Source organism: Devosia riboflavina, assembly GCF_000743575.1.
GTDB lineage: Bacteria > Pseudomonadota > Alphaproteobacteria > Rhizobiales > Devosiaceae > Devosia > Devosia riboflavina.
Genome location: NZ_JQGC01000026.1, coordinates 47447 through 63604, shown reverse-complemented (window position 1 = coordinate 63604; position 16158 = coordinate 47447). Strand labels below are relative to the sequence as shown.

Below are 16158 nucleotides of genomic sequence, written 5' to 3'. Positions count from 1 at the left end.
CGATATCGGGAACCGATTGTACGAAGAGGTTGTTATCCTGACAACTCATCGCGCGATGAGTCCACGGCAATCATAGGAGGCTTTCATGGCCAGCGAAACAGACCGCGATCCACGCCACCAAACCCAACAGATGCAGCAGCGCCTTCAGGAGCTGATGGACCACCTGCGCCAGGACATTGAGAAGGTTGATGAGCCGCAGCTCAAAGCCATGTTCGAGACGTCGGCCGAGGTATTGGGCGGCATCAAGAAGGCGTTTAGCGACTACGAAAGCAAGAACGAAAGCGCCTGGCGATAGACGAAATGGTGGAGGTACGGTGACACTGGCGGCAGGCGCGTCTGCAGCAAATTTCCTTGTTCGGTCGCTGCAATATGGTGGGCGACAATAGCCAATCAACAGAGCGAGGTCTTTGGGTGCCGGGAGAATTGAACGTAGCTCCTAAGCCAGTAATGCTAGCTATCCTCGATGGCTGGGGCTGGCGTGAAGAGAGCGCCGACAACGCGGTGCGGCTTGCCCACACACCACATTTTGATCGCCTGTGGGAAAGCTGTCCGCGCAGTTTCCTTGCAACATCTGGCCTGGATGTCGGGCTTCTGGATGGCCAGATGGGCAATTCCGAAGTCGGCCACCTCAACATCGGAGCAGGCCGAGTCGTCCTGCAGGATCTGGTCCGCATCACAAAGGCAATTGAGGACGGAACGCTGGCGGGCGCCGTCATGGCCTCGGGGCTGCCAGCGGCGCTCAAGGCAAGCGGCGGGACCTGTCATCTGATGGGGCTGGTTTCGCCCGGCGGCGTGCATTCGCATCAGGACCATGCAGTGGCCCTTGCCCGAGTATTGCAGCAATCCGGCGTTCCAACGGTGATTCACGCCTTTACGGACGGGCGCGATACCCCGCCCGAGGCTGCAGCAGGCTATTTGGCCGAGATCGACGCCGCCCTGCCACCCGGCGTAGATATCGCCACAGTGACCGGCCGCTATTGGGTAATGGACCGTGACCAGCGTTGGGAGCGGCTACAGCAAGCTTATGACGCGATCGTCACGGGCCGTGGGCAGAATAGCGCTACGGCGCAGGAAGCCGTTGACGCGGCCTATGCGAACTCTGTCACCGACGAGTTTGTGCCTGCGTCGGTTATCGGTAAATTCGGTGGCATCAAGGACGGGGACGCCGTCCTTTGCTTCAACTTCCGCGCAGATCGTGTCAAGCAGTTGATGGCCGCGCTGCTCCTTCCTGATTTCGACGGGTTCACGCGCCAGGCGCCGCAACTATCGGCAGCCGTCAGCATGACGCACTATGGGGATGAATTTGACCCATGGCTGAAGCCGCTGTTAGCGCCGCAAACCATTGCCAACGGACTGGGCGAGACCGTGGCGCTCGGCGGAAGCAGGCAATTGCGACTTGCCGAGTCAGAGAAATATCCGCACGTCACCTATTTCTTCAACGGCGGTAGGGAAGAGCCATTTGTCGGCGAGGAGAGGACCATTGTCGACTCGCCCAAAGTCGCCACCTATGACCTGCAGCCTGAAATGTCCGCCCCGATGGTCGGCGATCGTGCCGTCGAGGCAATCGGCTCGAAACGCTACGATCTGATCATCGTCAATTTCGCCAACCCCGACATGGTCGGCCACACTGGCAATCTTGAGGCAGCAATCGCCGCGGTCGAAGCGGTCGATCTTCAACTCGGGCGAATTGCGGAGGCGATCCATTCGGCCAATGGGGTGCTGATGGTGACGGCCGATCATGGCAATTGCGAGCAGATGCGTGATCCCCTCACCGGCGGGCCCCACACTGCGCACACCACTAATCCGGTCCCGGCCATACTCTATAACACCACTCATCGGTCGCTTCGCAGCGGCCGCTTGGCAGACGTGGCTCCGACATTGATCCAGCTGATGGATCTGAAGAAGCCGCAGGAGATGTCGGGGACATCGCTGCTAGCGTGACATCCGGTAGAACCAGCGCTCGCATGGAGTCGCGCCGGCTGCGTTGCGGAACAGTCCGGGAGCCAATGGTGGCGTCGACCTAGGTTGATGACCTAACGCAAACTCGGTTGCCACGTTTTTGGGACCTCGTCATACCGCCTCAACAGCGAGAATGGGTCTACAAGCGCGCTGGGACAGCCTGGCCTAAACGGCAGCTATCGACGCTTTGGACTCGGGAAGCGGCCAGTCTTCAAACGGCCCCATTTTTGTCATTGGCCAAGCGAGTAGGAATGTTAGGGTGGCGGCCCAAAGCTGCCGCTCATCGGTCCATGAGAAGCAAAATTTCCCAGCAATTACAGTGCCCATCTATCTCGCAGCGGGTGCGCCAAATATCCACCATTCTGTCAGGCCAAATTGAAGCTGGGTCGATCCCAAAGAATTTTGGGTCGATCTTACAATTTGAGCCTGCCTAGGCGGATTGGCCCCTTAGCTCAGCTGGATAGAGCATCGGCCTTCTAAGCCGGTTGTCGGTGGTTCGAACCCACCAGGGGTCACCAGATTAGCCAGGCGCGATTTTCGCGACGGCACCCAGTTCGCCTTCGTAGCTCAGCTGGATCAGAGCGGATCCGTCCTAGGGATATGGTCGGGGGTTCGAGTCCCTCCGAAGGCCCAGGTATGGTCGCGTAGCTCAGCTGGATAGAGCGTCGGATTCCGAATCCGAAGGCCGGGGATTCGAGTTCCTCCGCGACCGCCATATCTACCGTCAGATGCCCGATGGAGTTGACTTGGTGGGGACGACGCTAGGTTCCTATGGCGTTGAAAAGGAAACGCCACACATGATATAGAACTACCTCACTTCTATGGAGGTCGCGATGTCTGTGACGTTGTCTGCAAACGTCAACAACGATCTGGCTGCTGTTACCAAGCGCATGGCGGAAGAAGAAAATCGGACGGTTTCCAACGTAGTGGAGAACGCCTTGTTGGTGTTTTCCGACTTCCCCAAACCCTTGCGTGATAGCCTGCTGGCAGCTCGTCGCAGCAATGCAAAGGTTTTCCAGGATATGACTAGGGAGATGATGGCCTACATTGCACGGACGAAATTTGATGCGGCCATGGCTGAGATTGCCCCCTATTTTGCTCAAGAGGGCGATGCGGAACTGACCGACATGGAGTTGCTGGAACAGTCGACGGCGATGACCAGAAGCCGCTGAGTTCTCGCGATGCGCATTTGCCTCGATGTCAATATCTGGGTGCAATACCTCAGGGCAGTAATAGCGGGTAAGGCCGACACTTCAAGCCAAACTCTGGTTGGCTTCGTTCGGGATATGAAGATCGGCGAAGTTCCGGTGCAACTCATATTGCCGAAGGGAGTCATTTCCACCTTCCAGGAGAAGGCTTCGGAGCTCGGAGCGCCGATGCCTCTTATTGCGAGAGTGGTAGATGGCCTCATCTCGCTGGCGCAGGCAGGGCCCGAGCAGGTTGACCCGTTCGTACATTTCGGTGCTGAAACCCTTCAGATGAAAGATCTGGAGGATGCTGGAGTTTTGGCCGGCGCACTTGCTGGCGGCGCCGATTTTTTGATCACCGACAATCTGCGTGATTTCGAGAACAAAGAAGCTCAGGTTTTTGACATTCAGCAGGCGAAGCTACCTGATGGAAAAGCACGACAACTGTCGGCGATCATCCATCAGAGGCCGGACGGCGCCACCGTCGTGGTGGCGCATCCGTTTGATTTCTTGGAATGGGTGCGCGATGGCAGAGAATTATCCGCAGCGATGATCAGAGCCCACTACTCGCTGCGAACGCTAGACAGCGGAAGCACTCAAAAGAAAAAATAGCTGTTCTCGTGGAGATGTCGGTCTCCTAAAGGCCGATTCACGTTTCCTTGGAAAACCGAGTCACCGATTTTTGGCGACTCGAGGAAATGCGGGCGTCTGACCGATTCAGGATTTCTTGGTCCTGACATCAGATCAGTCAGAGGCCGTCCTGCCCCAACTGATCTGAACAGGACCATTTGGCGACCTGTCGTTATCGCCCCAGAAATCCTTGGCAGTTCGACCCAGGAAAATTTGGACGATTGTGCAATTTAAGAGGTTTAGGCGACCCAGTTTTTTTGTCCCGACCCATTCAGAATAGAACTGCTCGGACGCAAACAGGTTCGTTGCCTGGACGGCTCGGGTCTTGCAGCCGTTGTCCTTGCCTCACATATTGAAGCAATGGCGAAAAAGGACCTCGACGCGCGGGAAACATCTGGCTTGCCCGAGAAGGGCAGGGTGAGTGGCGATATCGCTGCTTTCGTCAAAAAGGTTGGCGCCCTGGCTCGCCCCAATGCCGCGCAGGATGGGCGGCTGCTGTTTGCCCTCGACGCGACGATGAGCCGCCAGCCCACATGGGACCTTGCCTGTTCGCTGCAGGCGGAAATGTTTCGTGCCATCCCCAAACAGAGCGCTTTGCAGGTGCAATTGCTCTATTTTCGCGGGTTTGGCGAATGCAGGGCCAGCAGATGGGTCATCGATGGCGATGCCTTGGCCAGGCTTATGGGCGGCATCGATTGCCGTGGCGGGAATACGCAGATTTCCAAAGTCTTCTCTCACGCGCGGGCCGAGCATACGAAACAGCGGATAAATGCGGTGATCTATGTTGGCGATGCGATGGAGGAAAATGTCGATCTGCTGTCTGAGCAAGCGGGGCAATTGGGGCTACTCGGTCTACCCATTTTTGTCTTCCAGGAAGGCCGTGATGCCGCGGTCGAGGCCGCCTTTCGGGGCTTTGCCAAGTTAAGCAAGGGCGCCTACGCCCGCTTTGATGCTTCAGCGCCACAGGAATTAGCGGCTTTGCTCAAGGCGGTCGCAGTTTATGCCAGCGGCGGCAGGAAAATGCTGAAACTGCAGGACAGCAACCAGGCCAAGACATTGCTGGCTCAATTGCCGCCATGACCTATATTTTTCTAGGGGCACTGGCTCTTTTGGGCGCTCTCGCCCTCGGCAATTATCTGCTTCGGATGGATCGACGGATACTAAGGCGTGGCCTGCGCTGGGGGATTGGCGGGCTCGGCATTCTGGCCGCCGCGGGCTTACTCTTCGCCAGACGATTTGATCTTGCTCTCTTTGTCGGTGCGGGCGCCTTTGCAGTGTTGCGCACGGGCCGATTGGGGGCATTTTCCTTCGACGGGCCGGCGACGGGCGCAGGCAATACCTCGAAAGTGCAAAGTTACAGCTTCGCCATGGAACTGGATCATGACACCGGTGCAGTCTCCGGCCGGGTGCTCAATGGTCAATTTGCCGGTATGGACCTGATGGACCTCGGCGAGATGGATACCCGAATCCTCTTGGCCGAAGTGGAAGAAGACACAGATAGCCTGACGCTTCTCGAGAGCTGGCTTGACGCCAATCGGAGCGGCTGGCGAGAGTATTTCGCCAGCCAGGACGCGGGCGAAAAATCGAGCGCCGACACGGCAGGCGATCCCGTCGCCGAGGCCTATAACGTCCTTGGCCTGAAGCCTGGCGCCAGCCATGAGGAAATCCGGGCCGCTCATCGCGATCTGATGAAGGCAGTCCATCCCGATCACGGCGGCTCCAGCTACTTGGCCGCCAAAATCAACCAGGCGCGCGACCTGCTGCTTAAGCAGGCGCTCTGACACCCCGTTGTCGTTAAGCCGAGCTGCGATCCATGACCCGTGCAATGGATCTGGCAAGGCGCGCCTGATCGAACGGCTTGCCCAACCGCTCTACGCGCCTACCGGGCAAATCTACGCCTTCGCCATATCCACTGGCGATAATGGCCGGAATGCCGGGACGGTCCTCGTCGATGGCTTTGATCAATTGTGTGCCCGTCATATTGGGCATTGCCTGGTCGGTAATAATGAGGTCGATGTCGTTGCGGGCGCGAAACTTCTTCAGCGCGTCGCCGCCCGAATAGGCTTCGACGACCTCATGGCCGAGGTCTTCCAGCAAGGCAGTTGTATTCATCAACACCAGAGCGTCGTCGTCGGCCACCAGCACGGTAAGCCGTGGCACGGGCGGTTGGACGGCATCGTTCTCGATTGGCGCCGGACGAGAAACCTCGGCTTCGGCGATCGGCAGCCAAAGAATGGCCTTCGTGCCTTCGCCCGGCTTGCTCTCGATCTCGAAGTCTCCGCCCAATTGCTTCGCCATGCCATGTACCATCGGTAGGCCCAGACCCGTTCCCTTTCCGACCCCCTTGGTCGTGAAGAAAGGCTCGGTTGCGCGCCGCAAGGTCTCGGCGTCCATGCCACTGCCCTTGTCCTCGACCACCATGCGAATGTAGTCGCCACTGGCCAAGGTCGCCCCCATCCCGTTCTCGATCCGGCGGCGGTCCGCGGAAATCACGATGGGTCCGCCATTCGGTGTTGCGTCGCGGGCGTTGACGATCAGATTGAGGAGTGACATTTCGAGCTGATTGGCATCGACCCGAACTGCCGGCAATTTCAGCGGGAAGTTGGTGGTGATCGGCCATTCCGGTCCGATCGATCTTTGCACCAGATCGCTCATTCCGGCCAAAAGGCCGGCAACGTCGACCCGATCGAGATGCAGGTCCTGGCGTCGCGCAAAAGCCAACATGCGCTGGGTCAACGTGGCGCCGCGCTTGGCGCCTTCAATCGCATTGTCGAGCAGCCTTCGCGACATCTGATCCGGCGGTAGATGCTTTTGCAACAATTCGAGGCTGCTCATGACCGCCATCAGCAGGTTGTTGAAGTCATGGGCAACGCCCCCGGTGAGCTGGCCAATGGCCTCCATCTTTTGAGATTGGAACAGAGCTTCGCGCGCAGCTTCCAGTTCGCGCTGGGTCGCCTCGCGTTCCGTAATGTCGCGCGTAATCTTGGCAAAGCCGATGGGGCGGCCCTCGTCGTCGCGGATGGCGTCGATCACCACGCTGGCGCGGAAGAGATCGCCGTTCTTTCGTACCCGCCAGCCTTCCGCGCTAAACCGGCCCTCCCTGCGTGCCGTTTCGAGAGCCCTCGTCGGTTCACCATTGTTCCGGTCTTCTTCCCGATAGAAGCGCGAGAAGTGCTTGCCGATGACTTCTTCGGGCTCGTAGCCCTTGATCCTGCGAGCACCTTCGTTCCAACTGGAAACGCGGCCCTCCAGATCGATCATATAGATCGCGTAGTCGGTGACCCCCTGCACAAGGTGGCGGAACTGCTTTTCGCTGTCGTTCAGCGCTTGTTCGACCTGCCGCCGCTCAGTCACGTCTCGCCCATAGGCATAGACCAGACCTTCCTCCTGCGTCGTGTGCCACTCTATCCTGTGATAGGTGCCATCGACGGCACGAAACCGGTTTTCGTAATTGTCGAGTTCCTCGTCACCGAGGGCCCTGGCCAGCGCTGCCCGGCTGTTCTCGATATCCTCAGGGTGCGTGAAGTCGCTAAAGTGGCGCCCGACGATATGTTGTGGCGCATGACCAAGGATGCGGGTCCAGGAGGGGCTGACGGAACGAAAGACACCCTCGGAGTCCACGACGACGATCAAATCCCGCGACACGCTCCAGATGCGATCTGCCCGGCGCTTTTCATTGCCAAGTGTGACAACATTGGCAAGCGCGCCAGCGATCTGGGCAGCAGCCAGCCGAACAACATTCAGCACGTCATCGTTAAGACCCCGATAGGGATTCAGGCCCATGACCAGTAGGCCCGCAGTCTTGTCCGTGCCTAACTCCGGAATGGCGATCGCAATCGCCTCGGCCGGTGGTCGATCCCAGTCGCCTGTCGGCCAGGAGCGATCCGGCGGAAGAGCGAGGTATTTGCCGGCGACTTCGGCATCCCGAAGAGACGTCCCGACCACGCCTTCGAAGACAGGTACACCATCCGCGACCACTTGGTCAGCGAGCCGCATTTCTACGAAGGGAAAGTCTCGGCGGTTTGTAGAGAATGCCGACTGAACGGCGGCATGAAGGCCTGGCATGTCCCTGACGGCCGAAAGCCTGCTTCCAAGCTGCCGCAATGTTTCAAGGCGACGTTCGCTGATGATGCGAGCTGTTTCCTCGGTGACGACGCAGAACAACCCTCCGACGCTTCCATCGGCTTGGAACAGCGGGCTATAGGAAAAACTGTGATAGGTTTCTTCCGGAAATCCGCTGCGCTCCAGCAGCAAAAGCAGGGCTTTGTTCCAGGTGGCCTTCCCCGCCTTTACCAGTTCGACCTGATTGGCAACGTCCTCGTAAACCTCCGACCACACCTCTCGAAACGGGCGGCCAAGCATATTGGGATGCTTGAGGCCAAGCGTTGGAATATATGCGTCGTTGTAGAAGAAAATGAGATCTGGACCCCAGCCGAGCCACATCTCGAAGCGGGAGGTCAGCAACATGCGCAACGGTATTTTGAGAGCGTCCGGCCAGTCGCGGGGATCGCCAAGCGGGGTCTCGGTCCAGTCCCGCTCTCGCATGGCCTTTGCCATGATGCTTTCGCCAGGAAAAATGTCGGCTAAGCCATCGATTTCGCTACGCACAATCGCCCCTTATGCAGTCGCGCATTAACGCGTCGCATAGGTTTTGGTTGCACCGATCGTTTGTCAGGAACACACCGCGCCAAGCCGTTCTTCGCAGGCTCAGGCTATGCCCTTTCCCCCTGTCACGCCAAAGACCTCCCCGGTGATATAGCTCCCTTCCTGCGAGGCGAGCAGGACATAGACTGGGGCAAGTTCGACCGGCTGTCCTGGGCGCCCGAAAGCGCTGTCCTGCCCGAATGTTTCGACCTTTTCCGGGAATTGTCCGCCGCTGGGCTGAAGCACCGTCCAGAACGGACCCGGGGCAACGGCATTCACCCGGATGCCTTTCTCAATCAGCTGGGTGGAGAGGGCCTTGGTATAAGCGACGATGCCGGCCTTGGTGGTTGCATAGTCGAGAAGGTGTGCCGATGGCTCATAGGCCTGTATCGATGCCGTCGTAATAATCGATGCGCCGGGTGGAAGATGAGGAACGGCGGCCTGCGCGAGCCAGTGCAGGGCATAGAGATTGGTCTTGAGCGTGCGGTCGAAGTCTTCGCTCGAAACCTCGGCGACCGATTTTCGCGCCTGTTGCCTCGCGGCATTGATGACGAGGATATCGAGACCACTCAACTGCTTTACGGCGTCTTCGATCAGGGCTTGGCAGATCTTCTCATCTGATACATCGCCTGGCAGAGCTACGCCTTTCGTGCCGGCCTTTTCGATATAGCCGAGCACCTCTTCGGCATCGCTCTGCTCAGAGGGGAGGTAGTTGATCGCGACATCGGCCCCCTCGCGGGCGTAGGCGATGGCGGCAGCGCGGCCAATGCCGGAATCGCCGCCTGTAATGAGCGCCTTGCGGCCGAGGAGACGGCCGAAGCCGGCGTAGCTTTTCTCGCCATGATCCGGTGCGGGCCGCATTTCGCTGACCAAGCCTGGAGGCGATTGTGGTTGCTGCGGAAAGGGCGGTGCAGGGAACTGGTGTCGCGGGTCTTGCATGGTGAAACGGTCGGCCATCGGGATCTCCTTGTTCGGTTGGCCAACGAGGCAAAGTGGCAGGACGTTCCTTCAACTCAAGGCGGGCCAGCTCTTCTGGCTTCGGAACTAGCGCTCGCCCGCGGCGTTGCGAACCCAGGCAGCGAAGCGGGAGGAGCAGCGGATGAGCGGGCATAGCGAAGCAGAACGCAGAGGGGCTGGGTTCTGGTGGACCATGTTTGTGGCTGTCGTGTTGCTGGTGTTTGGCATGCCGATCGCAGCAGGCGGCCTCTGGCTCATTACCCTTGGAGGTTCATGGTATTACCTGCCCGCCGGAATTGGCCTGCTTCTAGCGGCTTGGTTCCTGCTGCAGCGAAGTATCAATGCGCTTTGGGTCTATACGGTCACTTATGCGGCTACTTTGGCCTGGGCCCTTTGGGAGGGCGGACTCGATGGTTGGGCGCAGGTACCGCGACTGGTGGCGCCGACCGTGGTGCTTATCCTCGTGTTGACAACAGTACCTACCTTGCGAGGCTCCGTCCGACCTTTCGGCCGGGCATTAGCGGCCGCGACGGTGTTGGCGGCGGCGCTCGGCGTGATCGGCATTGCCAATCAGGGGATTGAGGCATCCCTTGCGCAGGAGGCAGAAGAACCGGCCGAAGTCGCGCCAGCAACACCGAATGCGCCGCTAGCCCCCGTCCTAGAGCCAACGGCCCTTCCAGCAGAGCCGAGCTATGTGGCACTCGAAACGGGCGCTGACTGGCCAGCTTATGGCGGTACGCATCGAGCCCTGCGCTATTCTCCGCTCGACGAGATTACCAAAGACAACGTGGCGGGCCTCGAGAAGATCTGGGAGTTCCGTACCGGCGACCTGCCGCAGGATGACGAGCCCTTTGGCAATCAGAACACGCCGGTCAAGGTTGGAGATCGGCTCTATCTTTGCTCTGCAATGAACAAGATTTTTGCGCTCGACGCGGCGATGGGCACGCAGTTCTGGACCTTCGATCCCGAGGTCTCGACGGATGCCCTGGGCTACAACGCCTCCTGCCGAGGCCTGGTATATTTCGAGGACCTGACTGCCGCGCAGGGTGAGCTTTGCGCCACCCGTGTTGTGAACCTCACCCATGACGCGCGCATGATTGCCCTCGATACCGAGACCGGCCAGCTTTGCCCTGACTTTGGCAATGGCGGCATAGTCAATCTTATGCAAGGGATCGGCGATGTTGCACCGGGTTTTTATGCGCCGACCTCTCCGCCGACGCTCGTGCGCGATGTCCTCGTGGTGGGCAGCCAAGTCAGCGACAATCAGGAGCGTAGCGCACCGTCAGGCGTGATCCGCGGGTTCAATGCGGTGACGGGCGAGTTGGAATGGGCCTGGGATATGGGGCGGCCCGGGCAAACCGGACTGCCGGCTGAAGGCGAGGTCTATACCGAGGGTACGCCGAATAGCTGGACCATATCCTCCGGCGACGACGAACTTGGTCTTGTCTACATCCCCATGGGCAATTCGGCGGTCGACTATTGGGGCGGCGATCGCTCTGAGGCGGAAAACACCTATTCGACCGCCGTCGTCGCGCTGGATGTCGAGACAGGTGATGTCGCCTGGCACTACCAGACGGTACACTATGACGTCTGGGACTACGACCTTGGCGGGCAGGGGAGTCTCGTCGATTTCCCGACGCCCGATGGTCCGGTCCCGGCGATCATCATGCCGTCCAAACAAGCCCAGTTCTATATTCTCGATCGAGCAACAGGCGAGCCACTGGTCAATATCGAGGAGCGTCCCGCGCCGCAGGGCGGGGTCGAGCCGGACCGGATCTCGCCAACGCAGCCCTATGTGACGGACTTTCCGAATCTCCTGAAGCCGATGCTGACCGAGGCGCAGATGTGGGGCGCGACGCCGCTTGACCAGCTCTGGTGCCGGATCCAGTTCCGTCAGGCGGCCTATGAGGGGGTCTATACGCCTCCAACCCTCGACCAGCCGTGGATTCAGTTTCCCGGCTATAATGGCGGTACGGACTGGGGTGGGATTGCTGTCGATCCCGTCAATGGGGTCTTGATCGCCAATTACAACAATATGCCGAACTACAATCAACTGGTGCCCCGCGAAGAGGTCGATGCTATGGGCGTCCGCTCTATCAACGACCCGAGTTACGATCCCGCGGCCGGCTCAGGCTCTCATGGCTCGATCAGCCCGCAGGCTGAGTCACCATATGGCATTCGCGTCAATGCCGGCTGGCGGGTGCCTTTCACGGGGCTTCTCTGCAAGCAGCCGCCTTATGGGGGTATTGCCGCGATCGACCTCAATACGCGGGAATTTTTGTGGGATCGGCCATTCGGGTCTGCCCGCAAGAACGGGCCCTTTGGCATCCCCTCGATGTTGCCGGTCGATATCGGTACGCCCAATAATGGGGGCGGTGTGGTGACCGCCTCGGGCCTCTTCTTCATAGCCGCGGCTACCGACGATCTCTTCCGGGCTGTCGATACCGAAACGGGTGAAGAACTCTGGCAGGTCGAATTGCCCGCCGGGGGGCAAGCTACCCCGATGACTTATGAGGCCGGCGGCAAGCAGATCATTGTCATCAACGCCGGCGGCCACGACTTCATGGAGACGCCTATCGGCGACTATTTCATCGCCTATGCGTTGCCTGATTGATGACGATCGAGGCGATTTCGCCCTGATCATTCGCCTAAGAGGCGAGTGGACCAATCCACAACCGACGCTGCTTCGCCTCAAGACACCATTGACCTGCGCCAGTTGCGTTGCTAATACGCATTAGCAGATAATACGTATTAGCATCCGAGGAGGAACGCTTGGCGCCGAATAAGCGACTGACGCAGAAGGATATTGCTCAGTTGGCCGGAGTCAGCCAGGCGACGGTGTCGTTTGTGCTCAACGGCGCACCGTCTTCCCAGGCCCGCATCCCGCAAGAGACGCGAGAACGCGTTGAAAAGGTTATCCGAGATACGGGCTATGTCGCCGACCCTGTTGCTCGCCGAATGGTCAAGGGACTCAATCGTATCCTGGGGGTCTTTACTTATGAGCCGGCCTTTCCCTCCGGTCAGGCAGATTTCTTCACCCCCTTCCTCTTCGGCATCGAAGAGGCGGCGCAGGACAAGGGTTACGATCTGCTGCTGATGACCGGGGCAGGGCGCGAGCGCAAGATTTTCGGCGAGAATGCGAGGCTCCGCCTCGCCGATGGCTGCGTCATCCTCGGCCGCAAGTTCGACAATACCGAGCTGGCTCGCCTCGTTGCCGGCGACTTCCCCTTCGTCGCCGTCGGCCGCCGTGACGATGCCGGTGGCCCCGTCCCCTATGTCGGTGGCGATTACGCCCCCGCCACGTCCGCCCTCGTCGAGCGCGCCAAGTCTTTCGGTCACCGCCGCATCGCCTATGTCGGCCTCAACGAGGGCGCTGAATCCACCGTCGACCGCTGGTACGGCTTTTCCCGCTCCGTGGGCGAAGCCGAACTCGTCACCTCGATCTTCGAAGTCGGCCGCCCGCCCAACGAGGTCCTCGATATCCTGCTCTCGGCCGGCGCCACCTGCGTCTTCGTCACCGAACTGGCCGACGCCATCGCCATCGAGCACGCCGCCCGTGAGCGCGGCCTCTCCATTCCCGACGATCTCTCCATCGTCGTCCTCGGCAATCATATCCGCGCCGAAGAACCCGGCCGCCGCTTCACCTCATTCGCCATCCCGCGCGAGGCCATGGCCCGCGCCGCCACCGAAATGCTGGTCCGCCGCGTCGAGCACGATGCCCCCGTGGAACAGCTCCTCCTCCATTGCGAGCCGCTCGAGGGTGACACCCTCGGCGCTCCCTCCTCCAAAACCAAGAAGACCAAATGACCAAAGAACTTTCCGCTGATCTTCTCGTCGTCGGTGGCGGCCTCGGTGGCGTCGCCGCCGCTCTCGGCGCCCTGCGCTCCGGCCGCACCGTCATTCTCACCGAGGAATTCGACTGGCTCGGCGGCCAGCTCACGAGCCAAGCCGTGCCGCCCGATGAGCATTCCTGGGTCGAGCAGTTCGGCATCACCCGCTCTTACCGCCAGCTCCGCAACGGTATCCGCCAATATTATCGCGACCACTACCCGCTGACCGCCGAGAGCCGCGCCTGGGGCGATCTCAACCCCGGCGCCGGCTGGGTCAGCCGCCTCTGCGCCGAGCCGCGCACCGGTCTCGCCGTCATCGAATCCATGCTCGCCCCCTGGCGCGGCGGCGGCCAGCTCCGCGTCCTTCAGCCTTATCTGCCCGTCGCCGCCGATGTGCAGGGCGACACCGTCCGCGCCATCACCCTGCGCCACCGCGACACTGGCGCTCAAATCACCGTCTCCGCCTCCTACGTCGTCGACGCCACCGAACTCGGCGATCTCTTGCCGCTGACCGGCACCGAATACGCCAAGGGCTTTGAATCCCAGTCTGACACCGGTGAACCCAGCGCCCCCGAAACCGCACAGCCCGACAACGTTCAGGCCGTCTCCGTGTGCTTTGCCATCGACCACGTCGACGGCAATCAGGTGATCGACAAGCCGGCCAACTACGATTTCTGGCGCCAGTACCAGCCAGACTTCTGGGGTGGACCACTACTCGGCTTCAAGGCGCCCCACCCGCGCACCCTCGAAATCACCGAGCGCAGTTTTACGCCCAATCCGGATGATGATCCGCTGCTGGTCGACGCCGATCAGCGCCGCAATCCCGGCGACGGCAATCTCTGGACCTTCCGCCGCATCGCCGCCCGCCGCAATTTCGCGCCCGGCGCCTATGGCTCCGACATCTGCCTCGTGAACTGGCCGATGATCGACTACATGCTCGGCTCCATCATCGACGTCTCCGAGGAACAAAAGGCCGCGCACCTGAAATCCGCCGCCGACCTCTCCTACTCGGTCTTCTATTGGCTCCAGACCGAAGCCCCCCGCCTCGATGGCGGCCAGGGTTTCCCCGGCCTGCGCCTCCGCGGCGACATCACCGGCACCGACCATGGCCTCGCCATGGCCCCCTACATCCGCGAAAGCCGCCGCATCCTGCCCGTTAGCCGCATCGTCGAGCAGGACGTCTCGATGACCATCCACGGCAATACGCTCTCCAAGCACTATCGCGACAGCGTCGGCATCGGCATGTACCGCATCGACCTCCACCCCTCGACGGGTGGCGACAACTATGTCGACGTCGAATCCGCGCCCTTCGAAATCCCGCTCGGCTCGCTCCTGCCGCGCCGCGTCAAAAATCTGCTCGCGGGCGGCAAGAACATGGGCACCACCCACATCACCAATGGCTGCTACCGGCTGCATCCGGTCGAGTGGAACGTCGGCGAAGTCGCCGGGCTCCTTGCCGCCCACTGCCTCAACCACGGGCTCACGCCGCACCAGGTGCAGGCTGACGACGCCCTGCTCACCGATTTCCAGTCACGTCTCTATGCGGAAGGCATCGAAATCCGCTGGCCCGACGTGCGTGGCTACTGACCAAACTCATGTCATCCAGGGAGGATACAATGACGAAACATCTGCTCAAGACCACGGCCGCAACGGCCGGCATCATCCTGGGCCTTGCCGCCGCCGGCACGGCCTGGGCCCAGGACGCGGTCAATCTGCGCATGACCATCTGGAGCGCCAACGAGGCGCATCTGGCCATGTTCAACGAGATCGCCGAAGGTTTTAAGGCCACCCACCCCAATGTCTCGGTGACCTTCGAACCGCTGCCCTTCGACAGCTACACCACGACCCTGACCACCCAGATCGCCGGCGGCAACCCGCCTGATCTGGCCTGGATTCTCGAAACCACCGCCGCCGACTTCGTAAATTCCGGCGCCCTCGCGCCGCTGACCGACGCCTTCGCCGCCACCGAGGGCTATGACCTCGCCGACGTTTCGGAAAAAGCGACGGCCCTTTGGACCAAGGACGGCCAGCTCTACGCCTATCCCTTCTCCACCTCGCCCTTCGCCATTTTTGCCAACAACGACGTGCTGAAGGCCGCAGGCGCGAAAACCCCTGCCGAACTGATCGCCGCCGGCGAATGGACCTGGGACAACGCCTTCGCTTCCGCCGCCACCGTCGGCCAGTCCGGCAAGACCGGCCTCGTCGTCCGCGATTTCAAGTTCCAGACATGGCAGAACCTCGCCTCCATCTGGAATGGCTGGGGCGCCGCCCCCTGGAGCGCCGATGGCAAGACCTGCACCTTCACCGATCCGGCCATGGTCAACGCGCTGACCGCCATCCACAAGGCCATCTTCACCGACAAGGCCATGCCTGGCCCGGGCGAAGACATCGACTTCTTCGCCGGCGAAACCGGCATGACCATCACCCAGATCAGCCGCGCCTCGCTCCTGCCCAAGGAAAATCCCTTCGATTGGGACCTCGTGCCGCTCCCTGCCGGCCCTGCCGGTGAATACTCCGTCGTCGGCCAGGCCGGCGTCGGCGCTTTCGCCAAGGGTGCCAACAAGGACGTCGCCGTCGAATTCCTCGGCTACATGACCAATGCCGAAAATTCCAAGAAGCTGGCCCAGTTCTTCCCGCCGGCCCGCGCAAGCCTGCTCAATGCGGAAACCCTCGCTTCGACCAATCCGCTGCTCTCTCCCGAGCAGATCGAAAACGTCGTGATATCAGGCATCGCCAACGGCACCGTTCTGCCGGGCCACACCAACTTCGCCCAGATCCAGCAAACCATCCGCGCCGGCCTCGATTCCCTCTGGGTCCCCGAAGCCGACGTCGCCGCCGTCCTCGCAAATGTGTGTTCCAGCGTCAGCCCACTGCTGGCTCGCTGATCCGATCCCCCTGGGGGGACTCCGGAGCAATCCAAAACACCGTGCTGCCCTCGGGCTTGACCCGAG

12 protein-coding genes, 3 tRNA genes and 1 pseudogene are annotated in these 16158 nt (G+C 60.6%); 13 read left to right on the top strand and 3 right to left on the bottom strand.

The features are described from left to right. Nucleotides 1–85 precede the first annotated feature (85 nt). From JP75_RS20495 to JP75_RS20455, 9 genes are all read left to right on the top strand, one after another. Entirely contained in the window at nucleotides 86–295 is a 210-nt protein-coding gene (locus JP75_RS20495; RefSeq protein ID WP_035086491.1) for a hypothetical protein, read from the top strand. Nucleotides 296–447: 152 nt separating this feature from the next. Beyond that, nucleotides 448–1941, top strand: a complete 1494-nt coding sequence (gene gpmI / locus JP75_RS20490) for a 2,3-bisphosphoglycerate-independent phosphoglycerate mutase (protein WP_035086489.1) — start codon at nucleotides 448–450, stop codon at nucleotides 1939–1941. A gap of 459 nt (nucleotides 1942–2400) precedes the next feature. Then, nucleotides 2401–2477: transfer RNA gene (locus JP75_RS20485), tRNA-Arg, on the top strand. A 38-nt stretch (nucleotides 2478–2515) separates the two neighbouring features. Next, nucleotides 2516–2590 (top strand) — tRNA-Arg (locus JP75_RS20480). A 7-nt stretch (nucleotides 2591–2597) separates the two neighbouring features. Further along, nucleotides 2598–2674, top strand: a tRNA-Arg gene (locus JP75_RS20475). Between the two features lie 118 nt (nucleotides 2675–2792). Next, nucleotides 2793–3131: a hypothetical protein gene (locus tag JP75_RS20470; protein WP_152565934.1), complete on the top strand. Its 339-nt coding sequence runs from the start codon at nucleotides 2793–2795 to the stop codon at nucleotides 3129–3131. A gap of 9 nt (nucleotides 3132–3140) precedes the next feature. Beyond that, on the top strand, nucleotides 3141–3758 hold the full coding sequence (locus tag JP75_RS20465) for a PIN domain-containing protein (protein WP_035086486.1): 618 nt from the start codon (nucleotides 3141–3143) through the stop codon (nucleotides 3756–3758). Nucleotides 3759–4136: 378 nt separating this feature from the next. Further along, nucleotides 4137–4856, top strand: coding sequence for a hypothetical protein (locus JP75_RS20460; RefSeq protein WP_051961018.1), 720 nt, complete (start codon nucleotides 4137–4139; stop codon nucleotides 4854–4856). Next, nucleotides 4853–5557, top strand: a complete 705-nt coding sequence (locus JP75_RS20455; protein ID WP_035086484.1) for a DnaJ domain-containing protein — start codon at nucleotides 4853–4855, stop codon at nucleotides 5555–5557. Before JP75_RS20460 ends, JP75_RS20455 begins: the two co-directional genes overlap by 4 nt. 13 nt (nucleotides 5558–5570) lie before the next feature. On the opposite strand, the gene JP75_RS20450 is transcribed toward JP75_RS20455, so the two are convergent. The 3 genes and pseudogenes from JP75_RS20450 to JP75_RS20445 all read right to left on the bottom strand — a co-directional run bounded on the left by JP75_RS20450 (nucleotide 5571) and on the right by JP75_RS20445 (nucleotide 9377). Beyond that, nucleotides 5571–7490: a hybrid sensor histidine kinase/response regulator gene (locus tag JP75_RS20450; protein WP_035086530.1), complete on the bottom strand. Its 1920-nt coding sequence runs from the start codon at nucleotides 7488–7490 to the stop codon at nucleotides 5571–5573. A gap of 429 nt (nucleotides 7491–7919) precedes the next feature. Then, nucleotides 7920–8219, bottom strand: a pseudogene (locus JP75_RS27425) (PAS domain-containing protein); the annotation flags it as partial. 264 nt (nucleotides 8220–8483) lie between these two features. Continuing rightward, a complete protein-coding gene (locus JP75_RS20445) occupies nucleotides 8484–9377 on the bottom strand; it encodes an SDR family oxidoreductase (protein WP_035086482.1) in 894 nt (297 codons plus the stop codon). A gap of 142 nt (nucleotides 9378–9519) precedes the next feature. Here JP75_RS20445 and JP75_RS20440 point away from each other — a divergent pair, with 142 nt between their 5' ends. From JP75_RS20440 to JP75_RS20425, 4 genes are all read left to right on the top strand, one after another. Continuing rightward, nucleotides 9520–11991, top strand: a complete 2472-nt coding sequence (locus JP75_RS20440; RefSeq protein WP_035086479.1) for a membrane-bound PQQ-dependent dehydrogenase, glucose/quinate/shikimate family — start codon at nucleotides 9520–9522, stop codon at nucleotides 11989–11991. 158 nt (nucleotides 11992–12149) lie between these two features. Further along, on the top strand, nucleotides 12150–13184 hold the full coding sequence (locus JP75_RS20435) for a LacI family DNA-binding transcriptional regulator (RefSeq protein WP_035086478.1): 1035 nt from the start codon (nucleotides 12150–12152) through the stop codon (nucleotides 13182–13184). Further along, nucleotides 13181–14794, top strand: a complete 1614-nt coding sequence (locus JP75_RS20430) for an FAD-dependent oxidoreductase (RefSeq protein WP_035086476.1) — start codon at nucleotides 13181–13183, stop codon at nucleotides 14792–14794. The genes JP75_RS20435 and JP75_RS20430 overlap by 4 nt, the downstream gene beginning before the upstream one ends. Nucleotides 14795–14823: 29 nt before the next feature. Beyond that, nucleotides 14824–16092: an ABC transporter substrate-binding protein gene (locus tag JP75_RS20425; protein WP_035086474.1), complete on the top strand. Its 1269-nt coding sequence runs from the start codon at nucleotides 14824–14826 to the stop codon at nucleotides 16090–16092. Nucleotides 16093–16158 lie beyond the last annotated feature (66 nt).